Below are 15,955 nucleotides of genomic sequence, written 5' to 3'. Positions count from 1 at the left end.
TCTGATGGGGTCCGTACAGTTCTTCATGCTGGATAGAGCTGACTTTTTGAAAGGCGTGAAGAAGCACCTCGGGGGTAGCGATAACGATCATTAGAATCTGCCCTTCTTTCATGCGCGGCTCGCGATGGCAACACCTCCGATAGCGATGGTCGTGCCCATGATTTGCAGGGGTGTCATCGTCTCGTCGAACAGGACGAAGGCCATGAGCGCCGCGACGGGCGGCACAAGGTAAAACAGCGACGCGACCTGCGCGACGGCTCCGCGCCGTATCATGGCAAGCAGGATGAGGATGGCCCCGACGGAGAGGCCGAGCACGGCCCAGAGCAAGCCGGCCCACAACTGCCAGCTGTTATCGATGAAGCCCGTCTCAAGCACCGCGGCTGCGGGAAGTGTCACGACCAAGGCCGCGATGAACTGGATGACGGCTCCCGTGACGAGGTGCTCGGGGACGCCGGTTCGCTTTTGCCAGATTGTCCCCAAAGTTATGCAGAGCATCGATGCAAGCGCGACGGTGATGGTGAACCCACCGCCCGCCACGTTGAGGTTCGGGACGATCACGCAGGCAACGCCTAGCAGGCCAAGCGCGATACCGATCCAGCGGCGCCGCGAGACGCTTTCACCGAGGAGTGGTCCGGCGAGTGCTGCGGTGACGACAGGCTGCAGGCTCATGATGAGGGCCACGACGCCGGCGCCTAGCCCATGCCGGACACTCCAGAAGACACCGCCGAGATAAAGCCCTTGCAGCAGCACCCCGGCGATCAGCGCATTCCGCCAGCCATGCCAGCTACGTGGCCAGGACTGGCGCAATGTCACTGCGATGGCGGTGAGCGCGACGATACTCAGCGCATAACGGGCAGCGAGGAAGGTCAGGGGCTCGGCGTGGGGAGCCACCAGGCGTGCAACAATGAAGCCCGTGGCCCAGATCACCACGAAGATCGCGGGGGCGACGCGCAGGAAAAGGGTGGGGTTGGACCGATCCGACAAGCGCCTGCCCGACATCTCCAAAGGGGCTGGCCCTGCAGGAGGGCCCAAATACCCAATCAACCAAACGCGTCACTGGCGAGCAATGCGTTTGCCGGATGAGAGGTCTGCACGAATTGCAAGGCTTACGCTTCTTCGTGGATCAGCGTGTCGCGGTCAGCATGTAATTGACGGCGAGATCTCCAGACAGCCGCCAGGAGGCGGTCAGAGGATTATAGGTGACGCCCTTGCGGTCCCTCACGGTGAAATCAGCGGCCGCGACTGCCCGCGTGAGCTCCTCCGGCGTCACGAATTTCTCCCAGTCATGGGTGCCGCGCGGCAGCCAGCGCAGGACATATTCGGCGCCGACGATCGCCAGCGCGAAGGACCGCAATGTGCGGTTGAGGGTGGAAAGAATGACGATACCGTCCTGCCCGGCCACCGCGCAGGCCGACCTTACGAAGACGTCCACATCGGCGACATGTTCCACCACTTCCATCGCCGTAACCACATCGAAGCGCTCGCCCCGCGCCGCAACGGTTTCGATCGTCTCCGTGCGATAGTCGATGGAAAGGCCGCTCTCCTCAGCATGCCGGCGCGCTGCTGCTGCCATGCCGGCCGCCGGCTCCAGGCCTGTCACATCTGCGCCGAGGCGCGCCAAGGGCTCCGCGAGGAGCCCCCCGCCGGAACCAATATCGAGAAGGGTCAAGCCCGAGAGGACTTTCGAAGTGCGGATGGATCGGCCGAAATGGGCCGCAACGGCATCGCGGATATAAGCGAGGCGCAGCGGATTGATCTGGTGCAGCGGACGCATCGGCCCATTCGGGTCCCACCAGCTGTCCGCCAGTTTGTCGAAGCGCGCCACTTCCGCAGGGTCGATCGTCTGGCCCGTCGACGCGGCTGCATCCTTCGGTGCCGCATTTTCGGCTGCTGTCATGGGCTGCTCCATAAGACTCATCGCCTGCCTTCGTTCAGCCATGGCGACGGTGCCATGGTGGTAATATGTCGCCCGCGTTGACAGCGGCCGGCCACATCGTCATGTATACGCGCCTTTTGCCGAGCAGCCATAGCGGGGCCAGCAGCGCGAGGCATCGCAAAACGTCCCTATCGACATTGAAGTTGCAGATCCTGTCATGGCTCGCCTCGTAATGAAATTCGGCGGCACTTCCGTCGCCAACGTCGATCGCATCCGTAATGTCGCTCGCCATGTCAAACGCGAGGCTGATGCCGGACATGATGTTGCTGTCGTCGTATCGGCCATGTCGGGGAAAACCAACGAACTGGTCGGCTGGTGTCGCGAAGCGGCGCCGCTCCATGACGCGCGTGAATACGACACCGTGGTCGCTTCAGGCGAGCAGGTCACTGCCGGCCTCCTGGCCATCGTTCTGCAGGAAATCGGGGTCCCAGCCCGCTCCTGGATGGGGTGGCAGGTTCCCATCCTGACCGATGGCGCCCATGGGGTCGCCCGAATCACCGGCATCGACGGCTCCGGCATCATCCGCCATTTCGAAGAGCGGAACGAAGTGGCTGTCGTCGCTGGATTCCAAGGCATGCATGAGCCTACCCGGCGCATTTCGACGCTGGGCCGCGGCGGTTCGGACACGAGCGCGGTGGCACTGGCCGCAGCCATCGGTGCTGACCGGTGCGACATCTATACGGATGTTGACGGCGTCTACACGACAGATCCGCGGATCGTGCCGCATGCGCGCCGTCTCGACCGCGTATCATTCGAGGAAATGCTGGAACTTGCGTCCCTGGGAGCGAAGGTCCTGCAGGTTCGTTCGGTGGAGCTCGCCATGACCCAGAAGGTCAGGACTTTCGTTCGGTCGAGCTTCGATGATCCGCTTGATCCGAAACCCGGCACGCTCATCTGCGATGAGGAGGATATCTTGGAAAGTAACGTGATCACGGGTATCGCCTATTCGAAGGACGAGGCCCAGATCACCTTGCGGCGCGTGGCCGACAAGCCCGGCGTCGCGGCGGCGATCTTCGTGCCATTGGCCGAAGCCAACATCAACGTGGACATGATCATCCAGGTGGTTTCGGACGATACCACCACGACGGATATCACCTTCACCGTGGGATCGGCGGATTTCGAACGAGCCAAGGGCATTCTGGAGGCATCGCGGGACAAGATCGGTTTTGCGACGCTCGAGGGTGCGACCGATGTGGTCAAGGTTTCGGCTATTGGCATCGGCATGCGCAGCCACGCTGGCGTCGCGGCGCGGGCCTTCCAGGCCTTGGCCGAGAAGGGCATCAATATCCGCGCGATCACCACGTCCGAGATCAAATTCTCGGTGCTGATCGATTCAGCCTACACGGAGCTCGCCGTGCGTACGCTCCATTCGCTCTACGGCCTCGACAAGCCGCAGTAAGGGCGCCGAGGCGCCAGTTCACGCCGATGCGGCCATGGGGCAACACTCCCTTCCGGCATTGGCGTGAACGCTTGGTTTCCGCTGCTTCGGCTGTTGACCATGGGACGGCGGCTGTGGCCGGCACCTGTCACATCCCATTCGCGCCTCCTCGCTATCCCTGCGGCGATGACTGATGCGTTTGAAACAGTTGATTCGTCCCTATGCTGGCGTTTTGAGGGGCGAGCTCATGGACCGGGGGCCGCCGCTACGTCTTTCGGATTACATCCCATGCTCCCGGAAGAAGACGGAGCGGCGCGCTGCGCGCACCTGACCCGCTGCTCCTCTAGCTTGACGCGCAGAGAAACAGGTGGTTTCGGCCAGGCGATGACGGGCTTTCGTCATTTGATGCAATGCTTCATGCGACAGTGATGCGCTAATATGCGCACCATGGGTTGCGGGAGCGCGAATTCGTTGGCTATACCAACGGTCTATTGGCGCGCCACGTACCGGCGGAGCGGTTTCGCCGGTGCGGTTGGCCGTTAGCTGGCCCGCCTCGTGCGGGACGTTCAACGGGAACAGGTTGATGCGAGGCGCTCTTGGTGGCCCGCGTGTCCTGTTGCGTCGTCTCCGCGAGGTCATGGCGGAGCCGGTTAGCGCTCAGGACAGGCTAGACCGCATCGTCGTTTTGATCGCGGCCAACATGGTCGCGGAGGTCTGTTCCGTCTATGTCATGCGCACTGACGGAACGCTTGAACTCTATGCGACCGAGGGCCTGAAGCGTGAGGCCGTCCATCTCACGACGATGAGCTCGGGAGAGGGCCTCGTCGGCCTCATCGCGCGCGAGGCCGAGCCGCTCGCCCTTCCCGATGCGCAGGTCCATCCCGCCTATTCCTACAAGCCCGAGACGGGTGAAGAGATCTATCACGCCTTCCTCGGTGTGCCGATCCTGCGTGCCGGCAACACGCTCGGCGTGCTCGTGGTGCAGAACAAGACTCATCGGGTGTACCACGAGGAGGAGATCGAGGCGCTGCAGATCACGGCGATGATCATCGCCGAGATGATCGCCTCCGGCGAGTTGCAGGCCTTGGCGCGTCCGGGCGCAGACATCGCCATCCGCCGCTCTTTCCACCAGCGCGGGATAGCTCTGGCGGACGGTGTCGGTCTCGGCCACGTTGTGCTCCACGAGCCACGCGTGGTGGTGAAGGATCTCATCGCCGAGAATGTCGAAGGCGAGGTGAAGCGCCTCGAGGATGCGATCGCGGTGATGCGGGCCGATATCGACCGCCTCCTCGAACGAGGCGACGTCGCCCATCACGGCGAGCACCGCGATGTGCTTGAGACCGTGCGCATGTTCGCCAACGACAAGGGCTGGATCCGCCGCATCCGGGAAGCCGTGACGACAGGCCTGACCGCCGAAGCGGCTGTCGAGCGCATCCAGTCGGACACCCGCGCCAAGATCCTGCGCCAGACGGATCCCTATCTGCGCGAGCGCCTGCACGATCTCGAGGACCTCGCCGACCGGCTGCTCCACGTCCTGGCGGGAGCCAAACGGGGTGCAACACGCGAGGACCTGCCGGAAAACGCTATTCTCGTCGCGCGTTCGATGGGACCGGCTGCGCTGTTGGACTATGACAGATCCCGTCTGCGCGGCCTGGTGCTTGAGGAAGGGGGACCTTCGAGCCATATCGCCATCGTCGCGCGGGCACTCGGCATTCCCGCCGTGAGCCGCGTGGAAGGAATAGCGGGGCTTGTCGAGGCCGGTGACGCCATCATCGTCGATGGCGGCGCCGGGGACGTTCAGATCAGGCCCGCGCCCGATATCGAGGCGGCCTATGCTGAAAAGGCGAGGCTGCGCGCCCGGCGGCAGGAGCAATACCGCAGCTTGAGGGGCATTCCGGCGATCACCCGGGATGGAACCACCATCACGCTGCAACTCAATGCGGGCCTGCTCGTCGACTTGCCCAATATCGTCGAGACGGGCGCGACAGGCATCGGCCTCTTCCGCACCGAGCTGCAGTTCATGGTGTCAGAGCGCATGCCCTCCACCAGCGAGCAGCAGACGCTCTATCGCCAGGTCCTGATCGAGGCCGGTGGCACGCCGGTTACATTCCGCACGCTCGACATCGGCGGCGACAAGATTCTGCCGTATATGCAGGCGGCCGAGGAGGAGAATCCGGCGCTCGGCTGGCGAGCCATTCGTATCGGGCTCGATCGGCCGGGCCTGCTGCGTTCGCAGTTGCGCGCCTTGCTGAAGGCAGGATCCGGCTATCACCTGAAAATCATGTTCCCGATGGTGGCGACGGTTGAGGAATTTCTGCGCGCCAAATCGATGGTGGGCCGGGAGCAGGCCTATCTCAGGAAATATGGCCATCCCGAGCCCGAATCGGTTTCGCTCGGCGTGATGGTGGAGGTGCCGTCGCTTCTCTTCCAGCTCGACGAGATCGCGAGCCATGCGGACTTCCTGTCTGTCGGGTCGAACGATCTTCTGCAGTTTCTTTTCGCGGCGGATCGCGACAACAAACAGGTCTCGGATCGGTTCGATCCATTGAGCGCCCCGGCGCTGCGCGCCCTGCGATCGATCGCGGAGACGGCGGCCCGCCACGAGTGCCCGGTGACGCTCTGCGGCGAAGTGGGTGGACGCCCGCTTGAAGCGATGGCCCTGATCGGCATTGGATATCGCGCCTTTTCGATGACCCCGGCCTCGGTCGGGCCGGTGAAGGCGATGCTGCTGGAATTGAACGTGTCCGAACTCGCGAACACGATGAGCACGCTGCTGGCAGCCTGTGAGAAGGGCAGCCTCCGGCCGGCGCTTGCGGCCTTCGCAGCAGCGCACGGCTTGCCTGTGCAGTGAAGTCCGCCGGACCGGCCACGAAAAACCACTGGCATAAAGGCCGCGTCGCACTTATGTGCCCTTCCTCATGACCCAGTCCAGCACCATGGTTCCCCAAGACAAGCTCGCGGCAATCCTGCAGCGGCACGATATTCTTACGGCCACGCTCGCAGCGGGCGGGGATATGGATGATTTCGTGGCTTTGTCGCGGGAGTTGTCGGAACTCGACCCAGTGGTTGCCGCGATTCGCGATTTCCAGGCGGCCGCCCGCAATGCCGAGGATATCGAAGCTCTCTTGAACGATCCGGCCACGGATGCGGAGATGAAGACCCTCGCGGAGGAGGAGCAGGCGGGTGCGGAGGCTGCCGCGGAGGCGGCCGCGCTCGCTCTGCGTGTGCTTCTGATCCCCAAGGACGAAGCGGACGAGAAAAGTGCGATCCTCGAGGTGCGCGCAGGCACGGGCGGCGATGAGGCCGCGCTTTTTGCGGGCGATCTCTTCCGCATGTACTCGCGGTACGCCGATCTGAAGGGCTGGAAGGTGGAGATCCTCTCCGAAAGCGAGGGGACCGTCGGGGGCTACAAGGAAATCATCGCCGAAATCCGGGGGCGCGGCGTCTTCGCGCGTCTCAAGTTCGAGTCGGGTGTTCATCGGGTCCAGCGTGTGCCGGACACCGAGGCCTCCGGCCGCATCCATACGTCCGCGGCCACGGTCGCCGTGCTGCCGGAGGCCGAGGACGTCGACATCGCCATCGACGAAAGCGATCTCAAGATCGATACGATGCGGGCGCAGGGTGCCGGCGGTCAGCACGTCAACAAGACGGAATCCGCCGTGCGCATCACCCATATCCCCACCGGCATCGCCGTTGTGGTGCAGGATGAGCGCTCTCAGCATCGCAATCGCGCCAAGGCGATGGGCGTCCTTCGCTCGCGGCTCTACGACATTCAGCGCCAGCAAAAGGACGCCGCGCGCGCTGCGGATCGGCGCTCTCAAGTTGGCTCCGGTGACCGCTCGGAACGCATCCGGACCTATAATTTTCCGCAGGGACGGGTGACGGATCACCGCATAGGCCTCACGCTCTACAAGCTTGACGAAATGATGATGGGTACGGCTATGGACGAGGTCGTCGATGCGCTCACCGCGGCGCATCAGGCGGCCTTGCTGGCTGAGGGAGAATGACGCCTCCCACACGGCCGGTCGACAACTGGATAACCCCTGCGACGACACGCGGGGAGGCGCGGCGCCTGATCGTTGACGCCTTCTCCGGGGCGGGCCTCGATTCGCCCACGCTCGATGCGCGCGTGTTGCTGTGCAACGCGCTTGAGATTTCGCCTCTCGATCTCTCGTTGAAGTCGGACGTGGTCATCGGACCGGCCGCGTCGGTCCTGGCCGACATGGTGATGCGACGTTTGCGCTTCGAGCCGGTCGCGCGCATTTGCGGCATTCAGGAGTTCTGGGGGCTGCCCTTTACCCTTTCCGCGGCGACACTGGTGCCGCGCCCCGATACCGAGACGCTGGTAGAGGCTGCGCTTGGGACAATTCGCGGCGAAGGGAGGGCGGACAGTCCGCTGCGTATCCTCGATCTTGGCACCGGCTCGGGCTGCATCTTGACCGCTCTTTTGAGCGAACTTCCCGCGGCCAGCGGCGTCGGCATCGACCTTTCACCGGAAGCTGCGCGCACCGCGCGCTATAACGCCGCGATGAACGGCGTTGGCGCCCGCGCCGCGTTCCTCGTTGGGGACTGGGCGTCGGCCGTCGCGGCGCCCTTTGATCTGATCGTTTCCAATCCCCCCTATATCGAGACGGCTGACATCGAAGGCCTCGCGCCTGATGTGAGGTTTCATGATCCACGGCTTGCCCTGGACGGCGGGGCAGACGGACTTGCGGCTTATTGGCGCGTCGGTGCCGAAGCGCGGCGCCTGCTGCGGCCGGACGGACATTGCTTTGTCGAAGTGGGCGCGGGGCAAACGGAGGATGTAGGGCGGCTGCTTGTCCGTTATGGCTTTGCCAACTGGGTTGCGATACGCGATTTGGCGGGAATCGAACGTGTCATTCACGCAACACCCGATCGTGATACAGGTGATATGCACCGATCACCATAGGGGTGATCTTGCAAAAATGGCTTGGCTGAATAGGGTAAAGACGTTAGTGTGAATTTTAGGAATTGCGCTTAGCGGCAAAAGATAAAGGGTCATGCGATCCTATCGGATCCGCAAGGAGTAGACCTCCGCGAAAAGTGCGAATCAGAATCTCCGGTGCAGTGGATGGCGGGCAGCTTTGATGTTGCGCGCAGACCGCGGGTCGAATAATTCGCTGCCGGTGAGGCCTTGTCGTATCACCTTGGGATCGGCATCCGCAATATGAACACAAGGGTGGCTGACTGAGCCTTCGGGTGTTTCAGCTACAGCGCTGACTGAATAAGCGCGCATTCTCCGCCCTTGGCGGCTGGCGCGTTTGAACGCGGGCGATTGCTGCGCGTGGTTTTTTTATCCATATCCAGAGACAGTCGATGAGACCAGGTCAAAACAGGCGCATGCGGGGCCGGAATCGGAAAGGCCCCAATCCTTTGACACGGACATACGAGTCCAACGGGCCGGATGTGAAGATCAGGGGCACGGCCCAGCATATTGCCGAGAAGTATGCGCAGTTGTCACGCGATGCGCAGGCCTCCGGCGATCCCGTATCGGCCGAGAACTACCTGCAGCACGCCGAACACTATTACCGGCTCATTGCCGCCGCGCAGGCGCAGTTTCAGCAGACCTATGGCACTTTTCCCCGCGCCTATGACGATGAGCGCGATGAGGGCGAAGGCGCTGAAGAGGGCGGCTACGGCTACGGCTCGCAGCAGCCTTCTGATTATGGGGCGCCTCAGCCGGACGTGCGCGGCTCTTACGATGAGCAGCCCTATGCGCCGTCGCAGCCTTACCAGGCGCGCCAGGAACGGGGCGAGCGCCAGGAGCGTGGAGACCGGCAAGAGCGGAATGATCGCCAGGAGCGAGGCGAGCGCCAGGATAGAGGTGAGCGCCAGGATCGGGGCGATCGCTACGAGCGGGCTGAACGTCAGGATCGCGGTGACCGGCAGGCGCGCGGCGAGCGCCAGGACCGTGGAGATCGTCAAGATCGGGGCGAGCGCCAGGAACGCGGTGAGCGCCAGGAGCGTGGTGAGCGTTCGGAGAGGACCAATGATCGCCAGGATCGTCGCGAGCGGTTTCGTGGGCCGCGCCGCAACGATGAGGCCCAGGCGAGCGACGCAGGCGCGAATGGACAGGGCGTTCTACCCGCCTTCCTGACCGCGCCGTTGAGGCAGGCACCCGAAGTTCTGGACGAGGCGCCGGAAGTTGTCGAGACTCCCGCGCCCGCCGAGAGGCCGCGCGCTCGCGCTGCTGCTAAAACCGCTGCTCCCAAGGAGACTGCGGCAAAGGTCGAGGCTCCGGCTGCCGCAGAGGAGGTCGAGGCGCCCGCTCCGCGTGCGCGCCGGACACGCAAGGCTGCGAGTGTCGAGGCTGAAGCTCCGGCCTCGCCCGCTCCGCGGGCAACCCGCGGACGCCCGAAGCGCCGCTCGGCAGCGGAAGACGCGGATAGCGACGAGAGTGTACTGCCGCTCGGCGACCGATAAGCTCCCTGCGGCTTAGCTCACATGCGGGAATGACGACGAGGGAGGGCTTTGGCCCTCCCTTTTTGTTGTCTAGATCTTTTGATTGCCAAGGCGGCATAGTGGTGCTTGGCTTTCCGAGGTCACCCAGCCCAATCCGGCTCCGGCCGATGCCGCAGGATTGTTGCGGTATCGTCGCAAATATCCGGTCGTGGCGCAGGGATGGCCACTTGTGTTACTGATTTACAACACTACATCAGCTTCGCCGGCCCCCGCCGATGGGGGCGGTGCCTGGCGCGGCTCATCCCGCGGGGCAATCCTTCGCGGGTCTCGGCGTGCCTCTCGGGGGCGCCGCTGCCGGAGCGGGAGCAGGACATGAATATTGATAAGTATACCGATCGGGCAAAAGGTTTTCTTCAGTCCGCTCAGGCGCTTGCCCTGAGAGAAGGACATCAGCAATTCACGCCGGAGCACCTCCTGAAGGTTCTCCTGGACGATTCCGAAGGGCTTGCGGCAGGCCTTATCGACCGAGCGGGTGGTCAGTCGCGGCTCGCCTTGAGCGCCGTTGAGCAGGCGCTCGGCAAGCTGCCGAAGGTGCAAGGCGGATCCGGGCAGATCTATCTTTCGCCCGCGTTGGCACGCGTGTTTGATCAGGCCGAGAAGGCCGCCGACAAGGCGGGCGACAGCTTCGTCACGGTGGAGCGACTGCTGCTCGCGCTTGCGGTCGAAAAGGACAGCGAAGCCGGCAAGGTGTTGGCTCAGGCTGGCGTTACCGCGCAGAGCCTGAATGCGGCGATCAACGCGCTCCGCAAGGGCCGTACTGCCGATAACGCCTCCGCCGAGAACGCCTATGACGCGCTCAAGAAATATGCGCGCGACCTGACGCAGGCGGCGCGTGACGGCAAGATCGATCCGGTCATAGGCCGCGACGAGGAGATCCGCCGGACTATCCAGGTGCTGTCGCGGCGCACCAAGAACAACCCGGTGCTTATTGGCGAACCCGGCGTCGGCAAAACGGCGATCGTGGAGGGCCTCGCCAAGCGCATCGTTGACGGCGACGTCCCGGAGAGCCTGAAGGACAAGCAGTTGCTCGCGCTCGACATGGGTGCGCTGATCGCCGGCGCGAAATATCGCGGCGAGTTCGAGGAGCGGTTGAAGGGCGTCCTGTCGGAAGTGCAGGCGGCTGAGGGCGGCATCATCCTGTTCATCGACGAGATGCATACGCTCGTGGGGGCGGGGAAGGCGGATGGCGCGATGGATGCGTCCAACCTCCTGAAGCCGGCGCTCGCCCGCGGCGAGCTGCATTGCGTCGGCGCGACCACCCTGGACGAATATCGCAAGCATGTGGAGAAGGATGCGGCGCTCGCGCGGCGGTTCCAGCCGGTCTTCGTATCCGAGCCGACCGTAGAGGATACGGTCTCGATCCTCCGCGGCATCAAGGAAAAGTACGAGCAGCACCACGGCGTGCGGATCCAGGATTCGGCCCTTGTGGCCGCCGCGACCCTGTCGAACCGCTATATCACCGACCGGTTCCTGCCGGACAAGGCGATCGACCTCGTGGATGAGGCGGCCGCCAGGCTGAGGATGCAGGTCGATTCGAAGCCCGAGGAGCTCGATTCGATCGATCGCGAGATCGTTCGCCTGAAGATCGAATCAGAGGCTCTGAAGAAGGAGAACGATGCGGCTTCCAAGGACCGGCTGGTGCGGCTGGACAAGGAACTGGCGGACCTCGAGGAGCAATCTTCCGCGCTGACGGCCAAGTGGCAGTCCGAGAAGGACAAGCTCGGCAAGGCGGCTGACCTCAAGAAGAAGCTCGACGAGGCCCGCAACGAACTCGCCATCGCGCAGCGTCAGGGCCAATACCAGCGTGCGGGTGAACTCGCCTACGGCATCATTCCGGGCCTGGAGAAGGAACTGGCCGATACCGAGGAAAAGGAAGGCAGCGGCCAGGGAGGCGTGGTGCAGGAGGCGGTGACGCCGGACAACATCGCCCAGGTCGTTTCGCGCTGGACGGGCGTGCCCGTCGACAAGATGCTCGAAGGCGAGAAGGAAAAGCTCCTGAAGATGGAGGACCAGCTCGCCAAGCGCGTCGTGGGACAGGAAGAGGCGGTCGAGGCCGTTTCCACCGCGGTGCGCCGTGCCCGCGCCGGGCTGCAGGACCCGAACCGGCCTATCGGCTCGTTCATGTTCCTCGGCCCGACGGGCGTCGGCAAGACCGAACTGACCAAGGCGCTCGCGGCCTTCCTGTTCGACGACGAGACGGCCCTCGTACGCCTCGACATGTCGGAGTACATGGAGAAGCATTCGGTGGCCCGCCTCATCGGCGCTCCCCCAGGCTATGTCGGCTATGAGGAGGGTGGCGCCCTGACGGAAGCCGTGCGGCGCCGGCCCTACCAGGTCGTGCTGTTCGACGAGGTCGAGAAGGCCCATCCGGACGTCTTCAACGTGCTCCTGCAGGTGCTCGACGACGGGCGGCTGACGGACGGGCAGGGCCGGACGGTGGACTTCCGCAACACGCTGATCATCATGACCTCGAACCTCGGCGCGGAGTATCTCGTCAACCAGAAGGCCGGCGAGGACTCCGAGGCCGTCCGCGAGGAGGTGATGGGCGTCGTGCGGGCCCACTTCCGGCCGGAATTCCTGAACCGCGTGGACGAGATTATCCTGTTCCACCGGCTCAAGAAGGACCAGATGGGCGCCATCGTCGACATCCAGCTGAAGCGGCTCGCCAAGCTTTTGGAGGAGCGCAAGATCACGCTGGAGCTCGATGAATCGGCCCGTGAGTGGCTGGCGGACAAGGGCTATGATCCGGCTTACGGTGCGCGCCCGCTCAAGCGGGTGATCCAGAAGAACGTGCAGGATCCGCTCGCTGAGCTGATTCTCGCGGGATCGATCCGGGACGGCGAGACCGTGCCGATCGTGGCCGGGCCAAGCGGGCTCATCATAGGCGACTTCCCGGCAGCGGAAACCCGCCGGCCTGTCGGTGTCGCGCTGAACTGAGGCTTTGCGGCCTGTAAACTCCCCCTTCCGTACGCGGGAGGGGGATAATGCATATCAATATGTCACCATGCCCTGACAATTGGTCTCCTGGCGCTTATCTCTGAGGAGTTGGCCGGGAGAATTCTTGATGCAGGATAGCGACAGTCCCAAAGCCGATCGGGAAGCGAACCGCCTCTCGGCGCGGGCTGCACGGTATGCGCGCGTGGGTCGCGACGTCGGTGGAATCGCCGCTAAACTTGCTGGCGCGCGGGCGCTTGGACTGACCACCGATCGCGAGCACAACGCCGGGGAGCTGATGCGCGCTTTGGGCGGCCTCAAGGGGCCGCTGATGAAGGTGGCCCAACTTCTTTCCACCATTCCCGACGCCTTGCCGCCGGAATATGCGACCGAGCTGCAGAAACTGCAGGCCGAGGCGCCGCCGATGGGCGCGGCGTTCGTGAAGCGGCGGATGATGAGCGAGCTCGGGCCGGATTGGGCCACGCGCTTTGCTTCCTTTGATCTCAAGCCGGCGGCAGCGGCATCGCTGGGCCAGGTGCATCGCGCGACGACGCATGACGGAACGGCACTTGCCTGCAAGCTGCAGTACCCGGACATGCAATCGGCGGTGGAGGCCGATCTCGTGCAGCTCGGCTTCATCATGAAGCTGCAGCGCCGCTTCAATCCCTCCATCGATACCCGCGAGATCGCTACCGAGATCGGCGCGCGCCTCCGCGAGGAGCTGGATTATCGCCGGGAGGCGAAACATGCCGCACTCTATGGTGTCATGCTGGCCGATGTGCCTGATGTGCGCGTGCCGCGTGTTCATGAGGATCTCTCGACCGGGCGGCTTCTGACGCTGGACTGGCTGCAGGGCGAGCGGATGCTCGACTTCCGGCATGCCGCGCTCGACACGCGCAACAGGCTCGCCTCAGTGATGTTCCGTGCCTGGTGGCATCCGTTCAGCCACTACGGCGTCATCCATGGCGATCCGCATCTCGGCAACTATACGGTCTTCCGCGGGGGAGCCGAGAATGACGCGCAAGGGATCAATCTCCTCGATTATGGCTGTATCCGCATTTTCCCGACGGCCTTCGTCGGTGGGGTGGTGGATCTCTATCGCGGGCTCCTCGGGGGCGACGAGGAGCGCGTCGTGCAGGCCTATGAAACATGGGGTTTCCGGGGGCTCACCCGCGACCTCATCAGTGTGCTGAACATGTGGGCGCGGTTTATCTACGGCCCGCTGCTCGACGACCGCGTGCGAACCATCGCCGACGGAGTTGCGCCGGGTGAATATGGCCGGCGCGAGGCCTGGCGCGTCAAGCAGGCTCTGAAAGAGAAGGGGCCGGTGCGAATACCGCGCGAATTCGTCTTCATGGACCGCGCCGCCATCGGCCTTGGCGCGGTTTTTCTACATCTCAAAGCTGAGTTGAATTTCCACCGGCTGTTCGAGGCGGAGATCGAGAACTTTGATCTCGGCGTCGTGCGGGACCGGCAGGCGAAAGCGCTGGCAGAGACCGGCCTCGCTTGAGACGTTCCGGGCTTGGCCGGTGCTCCGGCCACGGCTCCGGCCGCGGCTATCGCATTTCCCAACGGCGCCCTGCAATTTCCGAATGGCGCTAAGGCGTTGCAAGGCGCTTTGGCATGGGGTAAAGCCCCATCCAGGAAACGTGACAGCAGCCTGAGGGAACACCATGGCCCAAGCCGCCGAAGCCAAAGCTCACCATGCGCCACCGGCGATGGATTACGGTGAGCACGAGCGCACCTATCAAGGCTTCGTCGTCGGAGCGAAATGGGGAACCATCGCGGTCTGCGCCATCCTCATCCTGATGGCGATCTTCCTCCTCTGATTGGCAACGCGCTGATCGATCGATAGGGCCCGATCTCCGCTGCGTGTGGGAATGCTGCACGGCGCGGATGGATCGCCAAGAGTAGCCGTCGGCTACACGTCGTGACGCGTCTTTTGTGTTCCTCCGGGGGAGACGGTCAGCTTGCTGTTGATCGCCGCCAATCCATCTCCCGCCGCCCACGCTGTTACCGTCGTTCTGGAGTGGTTCAACGATGCTGATCGCCGTCCCCGCCGAGACCGAGCAGAATGAAGGGCGCGTCGCCGCGACGCCCGAGACGGTAAAGAAGTTTCTGGCCCTCGGGGCCGAGGTGGTCGTGCAGACCGGTGCGGGGCTGCGTTCCGGCGTGACCGATGCCGATTATTCGGACGCCGGAGCGCGTATTGCGCCAACACCCGCAGAGACGTTGAGCGGCGCCGATGTGGTGCTCAAAGTCCGGCGGCCGAGCGCAACCGAGCTGCCGCTGATCAAGCGTGGCGCTCTCGTGATCGCGGTGCTCGATCCCTACGGTGACGATGCTGCCGTGAAGAGCTGGGCGGATGCCGGCATTTCGGCCTTCTCCATGGAATTCATGCCGCGCATCACCCGCGCGCAGGTAATGGACGTTCTGTCGTCGCAGGCCAATCTCGCGGGCTACCGCGCGGTCATCGACGCGGCCGCTGAATATGGACGCGCCTTGCCGATGATGATGACGGCCGCCGGCACCGTTCCTGCGGCGCGCGCCTTCGTCATGGGCGCGGGGGTCGCCGGCCTTCAAGCCATCGCAACCGCGCGGCGCCTGGGCGCGGTCGTTTCCGCGACCGACGTGCGTCCCGCAGCCAAGGAGCAGGTGGCCTCGCTTGGCGCCAAGTTCATCGCCGTCGAGGACGAGGAGTTCAAGGCGGCCGAGACGGCCGGCGGCTATGCGAAGCAGATGTCCGCCGAATATCAGGCCAAGCAGGCCGAACTCACCGCGAGCCATATCTCCAAGCAGGACATCGTCATCACGACGGCGTTGATCCCCGGTCGCCCCGCGCCGAAGCTGATCACGGCCGCCATGGTGGCTTCGATGCGGCCGGGTTCGGTGATCGTCGACCTGGCAGTCGAGCGCGGCGGCAATGTCGAGGGCGCGGTTCCCGGCGAAGTGGTCGTGACGGCCAACGGCGTGAAGATCGTCGGGCATCTCAATGTGCCCGGCCGCCTCGCCGCGACGGCATCGAGCCTCTATGCCAAGAACCTCTATGCCTTTGTCGAGACCCTGATCGACAAAGCATCGAAGGCTCTGGCCGTGAACTGGGACGACGAACTCGTCAAGGCGACAGCCCTGACGCGGGACGGCGCCATCGTTCATCCAGCCTTCCTGGCGAAAGCCTGAAGACAACGGACCGACCTTCTTCCCGATTTCCCTGACCCCAGAAC

11 protein-coding genes are annotated in these 15,955 nt (G+C 64.0%); 9 read left to right on the top strand and 2 right to left on the bottom strand.

Annotated features, from left to right (window positions below):
• Positions 1-108 precede the first annotated feature (108 nt).
• Entirely contained in the window at positions 109-984 is an 876-nt protein-coding gene (locus KIO76_RS05325; RefSeq protein ID WP_249729498.1) for a DMT family transporter, read from the bottom strand.
• Between the two features lie 139 nt (positions 985-1,123).
• Positions 1,124-1,897: a bifunctional 2-polyprenyl-6-hydroxyphenol methylase/3-demethylubiquinol 3-O-methyltransferase UbiG gene (gene ubiG, locus KIO76_RS05320; protein WP_249729497.1), complete on the bottom strand. Its 774-nt coding sequence runs from the start codon at positions 1,895-1,897 to the stop codon at positions 1,124-1,126.
• A 196-nt stretch (positions 1,898-2,093) separates the two neighbouring features.
• On the opposite strand from ubiG, the gene KIO76_RS05315 reads away from it, so the two are divergent.
• From KIO76_RS05315 to KIO76_RS05275, 9 genes are all read left to right on the top strand, one after another.
• Positions 2,094-3,335: an aspartate kinase gene (locus tag KIO76_RS05315; RefSeq protein ID WP_213321806.1), complete on the top strand. Its 1,242-nt coding sequence runs from the start codon at positions 2,094-2,096 to the stop codon at positions 3,333-3,335.
• 562 nt (positions 3,336-3,897) lie between these two features.
• Positions 3,898-6,165, top strand: a complete 2,268-nt coding sequence (gene ptsP, locus KIO76_RS05310; protein WP_213321805.1) for a phosphoenolpyruvate--protein phosphotransferase — start codon at positions 3,898-3,900, stop codon at positions 6,163-6,165.
• Between the two features lie 67 nt (positions 6,166-6,232).
• Positions 6,233-7,321, top strand: a complete 1,089-nt coding sequence (gene prfA, locus KIO76_RS05305; RefSeq protein ID WP_502761835.1) for a peptide chain release factor 1 — start codon at positions 6,233-6,235, stop codon at positions 7,319-7,321.
• Positions 7,318-8,244 carry a peptide chain release factor N(5)-glutamine methyltransferase gene (gene prmC / locus KIO76_RS05300; RefSeq protein ID WP_213321804.1) on the top strand — a complete coding sequence of 309 codons (927 nt, stop codon included), beginning with the start codon at positions 7,318-7,320 and terminating at the stop codon, positions 8,242-8,244. Before prfA ends, prmC begins: the two co-directional genes overlap by 4 nt.
• Before the next feature lie 407 nt (positions 8,245-8,651).
• Positions 8,652-9,758: a DUF4167 domain-containing protein gene (locus KIO76_RS05295; protein WP_213321803.1), complete on the top strand. Its 1,107-nt coding sequence runs from the start codon at positions 8,652-8,654 to the stop codon at positions 9,756-9,758.
• Positions 9,759-10,109: 351 nt separating this feature from the next.
• Positions 10,110-12,734, top strand: a complete 2,625-nt coding sequence (gene clpB / locus KIO76_RS05290; RefSeq protein WP_213321802.1) for an ATP-dependent chaperone ClpB — start codon at positions 10,110-10,112, stop codon at positions 12,732-12,734.
• Positions 12,735-12,861: 127 nt separating this feature from the next.
• Positions 12,862-14,241: an ABC1 kinase family protein gene (locus tag KIO76_RS05285; protein WP_213321801.1), complete on the top strand. Its 1,380-nt coding sequence runs from the start codon at positions 12,862-12,864 to the stop codon at positions 14,239-14,241.
• A 163-nt stretch (positions 14,242-14,404) separates the two neighbouring features.
• Complete coding sequence (locus KIO76_RS05280; RefSeq protein ID WP_213321800.1) at positions 14,405-14,560, top strand: aa3-type cytochrome c oxidase subunit IV; 156 nt, start codon at positions 14,405-14,407, stop codon at positions 14,558-14,560.
• A 211-nt stretch (positions 14,561-14,771) separates the two neighbouring features.
• On the top strand, positions 14,772-15,911 hold the full coding sequence (locus KIO76_RS05275; protein WP_213321799.1) for a Re/Si-specific NAD(P)(+) transhydrogenase subunit alpha: 1,140 nt from the start codon (positions 14,772-14,774) through the stop codon (positions 15,909-15,911).
• Positions 15,912-15,955: the final 44 nt, after the last annotated feature.

This window comes from Chelatococcus sp. YT9 (assembly GCF_018398315.1).
Lineage (GTDB): Bacteria > Pseudomonadota > Alphaproteobacteria > Rhizobiales > Beijerinckiaceae > Chelatococcus.
The sequence above is the reverse complement of the archived record's forward strand: the minus strand, read 5'-3'. Positions and strand labels throughout refer to the sequence as shown.

Excerpts from the sequence above, each read along its gene's own strand:
- ubiG (WP_249729497.1), bottom strand. The coding sequence starts at position 1,897 with ATGACAGCAGCCGAAAATGCGGCACCGAAGGATGCAGCCGCGTCGACG.
- KIO76_RS05315 (WP_213321806.1), top strand. The coding sequence starts at position 2,094 with ATGGCTCGCCTCGTAATGAAATTCGGCGGCACTTCCGTCGCCAACGTC.
- ptsP (WP_213321805.1), top strand. The coding sequence starts at position 3,898 with ATGCGAGGCGCTCTTGGTGGCCCGCGTGTCCTGTTGCGTCGTCTCCGC.
- prfA (WP_502761835.1), top strand. The coding sequence starts at position 6,233 with ATGACCCAGTCCAGCACCATGGTTCCCCAAGACAAGCTCGCGGCAATC.
- prmC (WP_213321804.1), top strand. The coding sequence starts at position 7,318 with ATGACGCCTCCCACACGGCCGGTCGACAACTGGATAACCCCTGCGACG.
- KIO76_RS05295 (WP_213321803.1), top strand. The coding sequence starts at position 8,652 with ATGAGACCAGGTCAAAACAGGCGCATGCGGGGCCGGAATCGGAAAGGC.
- clpB (WP_213321802.1), top strand. The coding sequence starts at position 10,110 with ATGAATATTGATAAGTATACCGATCGGGCAAAAGGTTTTCTTCAGTCC.
- KIO76_RS05285 (WP_213321801.1), top strand. The coding sequence starts at position 12,862 with ATGCAGGATAGCGACAGTCCCAAAGCCGATCGGGAAGCGAACCGCCTC.
- KIO76_RS05280 (WP_213321800.1), top strand. The coding sequence starts at position 14,405 with ATGGCCCAAGCCGCCGAAGCCAAAGCTCACCATGCGCCACCGGCGATG.
- KIO76_RS05275 (WP_213321799.1), top strand. The coding sequence starts at position 14,772 with ATGCTGATCGCCGTCCCCGCCGAGACCGAGCAGAATGAAGGGCGCGTC.